The sequence below is a fragment of the Xanthobacter sp. BG11Y11_SDJG genome (genome assembly GCF_057364445.1).
Genome location: NZ_JBNFNU010000440.1, coordinates 1 through 3,298 on the forward strand (window position 1 = coordinate 1; position 3,298 = coordinate 3,298).

3 protein-coding genes and 1 pseudogene are annotated in these 3,298 nt (G+C 70.3%); all 4 read left to right on the top strand.

All coding sequences use genetic code 11. The features are described 5' to 3' along the window. A pseudogene (gene rlmN / locus AC2W7M_RS22430) lies at positions 1–1,169 on the top strand (dual-specificity RNA methyltransferase RlmN); the annotation flags it as partial. A 137-nt stretch (positions 1,170–1,306) separates the two neighbouring features. After that, entirely contained in the window at positions 1,307–1,690 is a 384-nt protein-coding gene (locus tag AC2W7M_RS22435; RefSeq protein WP_486135036.1) for a VOC family protein, read from the top strand. A gap of 9 nt (positions 1,691–1,699) precedes the next feature. Continuing rightward, complete coding sequence (locus AC2W7M_RS22440) at positions 1,700–2,269, top strand: hypothetical protein (RefSeq protein WP_486135038.1); 570 nt, start codon at positions 1,700–1,702, stop codon at positions 2,267–2,269. A gap of 569 nt (positions 2,270–2,838) precedes the next feature. Next, the coding region (pheA, locus tag AC2W7M_RS22445; RefSeq protein ID WP_486135040.1) for a chorismate mutase at positions 2,839–3,298 on the top strand (460 nt) is incomplete at its 3' end.

The following is a 3,298-nucleotide window of genomic DNA, read 5'->3' on the forward strand; positions in this document are numbered from 1 at the left end:
GCCGCCGCCTTGCCCCTCCCTGGTCGGGCTCGACCGGGGAGAAGCTCGGCGCGGCGCTCGCCGCCATCGGCGTCGCCGAGCGCGAGCGGCGCATGCGTGTCAACCAGCTCTGGCACTGGATCTATCTGCGCGGCGCCACCGATTTCTCGGAGATGACGAACGTCTCCAAGCATTTGCGCGCGCGGCTGGAGGATGCCTGCACGCTGGCGCGTCCCGAGATCGTGATGGAGCAGGTGTCGCAGGACGGCACCCGCAAGTGGCTGCTGCGCTTTCCCGCCGACCTGCCGGGCGAAAAGCCGCACGACATCGAAGCAGTCTACATCCCCGAGCGCGACCGCGGCACGCTGTGCGTCTCCTCGCAGGTGGGCTGCACGCTGAACTGCTCGTTCTGCCACACCGGCACCCAGCGCCTGGTGCGGAACCTCACCGCCGCCGAGATCGTGGCACAGGTGATGGTGGCCCGCGACCGGCTCGGCGACTATCCCGGCCGCGAGCGCGCCGTGGGACCGGGCCTGCCCACCGAGGGCGACCGGCTCGTCACCAACATCGTCTTCATGGGCATGGGCGAGCCGCTTTATGCCTATGACAGCGTGAAGGAGGCGATCGAGATCCTCGCCGACGGCGACGGCCTCGGCCTCGGCAAGCGTCGCATCACCGTTTCCACCTCCGGCGTGGTGCCGGAGATCGAGAAGCTCGGCGCCGAGGTCGGCCCCATGCTCGCCATCTCGCTGCACGCGGTGCGCGACGACCTGCGGGACGTGCTGGTGCCGATCAACAAGAAGTACCCCATTAAGGAGTTGATGGAGGCCTGCCGCACCTATCCGGCCGCCTCGAACGCCAAGCGCATCACGTTTGAATACGTCATGCTGAAGGGCGTGAACGACAGCCCCGCCGACGCCAAGGCGCTGGTGAAGCTCCTGGAAGGGGTGCCGGCGAAGATCAACCTCATCCCGTTCAACCCCTGGCCGGGCACCCAATATGAGTGCTCCGACTGGGAGACCATCGAGCGCTTCTCGGACATCGTCTTCCGCGCCGGCTATGCGAGCCCGGTGAGGACCCCGCGCGGGCGCGACATCCTCGCCGCCTGCGGCCAGCTCAAGAGCGAGAGCGAGAAGCTCTCCGCCCGCGAGCGCCTCGCTCTGCGCGCCATGATGGCGCAGGAAGACTAGAACACGCGCCGATCGGCGCGCCTTTGAGGCTGATCGGATACCGCGTTCCATTAAGTGAGAGGGCGATTCACCGATCAGATTGTCAATTCGATCGGATCGCGCTCAAGGCTCCACCCGATCGCGCAGGAGAGGCCGCCATGCTGGACCATCTCGGACTCTCGGTGCAGGACGTGGAGCGCGCCCGCGCCTTCTATCTCGCCGCCCTCGCCCCGCTCGGCTACGGCATCGTCATGGAGGTGAGCGCGCAGGAGACCGGCGCAAACGCCTTCGTCGGCTTCGGCGCCGAAAAGCCCGACTTCTGGATCGGCGCCAAGCCGGTGCTGTCCGGCCCGGTGCACGTCGCCTTCCGGGCACCGAACCGCGCCGCGGTGGACGCCTTCTACGCGGCGGCGCTCGCCGCTGGCGGGCGCGACAACGGCGCGCCGGGCCTGCGGCCCGGCTACCACCCCAATTATTACGGCGCCTTCGTCATCGACCCCGACGGCCATAATGTGGAAGCCGTCTGCCACGCGCCGGAGTGAGCGAACGCCATGGACGACCTCGCCCGCCTGCTGCTGCGCTTCCTGCTGGTGCCGATCGGCTATCTCGCCGCGGTGATCGCGGGCGCCTGCGTGATCCTCGTCGGCGAATGGCGGATCGGCACGATGTTCGCGACCGCCGACCCAAGCGAGCAGGCGCTGGGGGTCATGGTCGCCATCGTCACCTCGGTGACGGTGCTGGTGCTGCTGCTCTCGCTCATGTGGCTGGTGGCGGCCGTGGGCATCCTGTTCTCGGAAGCGTTCGCGGTGCGCTCCTGGATGTTCCACGCCGCCAACGGCGTGATCTCGGCCTGGATCGGCGCCCAGCTCTTCGCCCCTTCCGACGGCTCCGCCGCCGTCACCGGCGATCCGTTCTACGTGGTGGCGGCGGGGCTCGCGGGCGGGCTCGCCTACTGGCTGGTGGCCGGCTCCTCCGCCGGCTTCTACAAGCCAATCCTGCGCTCGCCGGCCGAACGGGCGGGCCGGACGGCTCCGTCCGCTTCCCTGCCCCCGCCGCGGGACGCCGGCCCCACGCCACCCTCCGGCGGACCGGCCGGCCCGGGCGGCGATGTCCGCGCCTGAGTCTGTACCGCCCGCAAGGCAGGGCACAATCTGCTGGAGCCGCCTCCTCCTGCTGCCGCTCGCTTATGTGGCCGGCACGGCGGCGCTCGTCACCGTGCTGCCGCTGGTCGGGCTCGCCGGGGACATCCTGTTTCCGCTTAAGGGGTCAAAGGAGGGGCTGGGCAGCTTCTATCTTTCCGGCATCATCATCGCCGGGCTGGCCTACTGGATCGGCCTCGTGATCGGACTGCCGCCGGGCTTGCCTGGACTGGCGCTGTCGGAGGCTCTCGGCCTGCGCCGCCTTTTCCGCGCACCTTGCGGCCGGGGCGGCGGGCGGCGCCGTCACCGGGGCGGCGCTGGTATTCCTCGCCGGCGGCTCGGCGATGAAGGATGCAGAGGCGGCCGCGGTGGCCGCCCGCATGGTGGGCGACCTCTCTGTGGCAGGCCTCGCAGGCGGCCTCGCCTTCTGGGCCGTCGCCGGCCGCAGCGCGGGTCGCTGGCGCCGAGCGTGAGCCTCCCCCTGGCCCGACGGCGCAACTATCCTTGCGTCGGGGCGCCGTTCCCGCTAAGGCTTCGCGCCCGAGCGTCCCATGAACCAGCCCCCACCCACCATAAGCCTGTCGGACCTGCGCGCCGAGATCGACCGCATCGACGAAGCGATGCACCGCCTCCTCATGGAGCGCAGCGAGATCATCGAGCGCCTGGTCAAGGTCAAGCGCACCGGCGGTGCCGAGGGCGGCTCCGCCTTCCGCCCGGCGCGCGAGGCCGACATGATGCGCCGCCTGGTCGAGCGCCACGGCGGGCTGCTGCCGCTCGACACGGTGGAGAGCATCTGGCGCGTCATCATCGCCACCTTCACCTATGTCCAGGCGCCCTATGCGGTGCACGCCGACATTTCCGGCGGCGAGCCGGTGATGCGCGACAGCGCGCGCTTCCATTTCGGCTTCACGGTGCCGTTCACGCCCCACATGGGGGCCGAGGCGGCCATCGGCGCGGTGGCGGCCTCCACCGGCGACCTCGGCCTCATCGCCGCGGCCCCGGCTGCCGCCG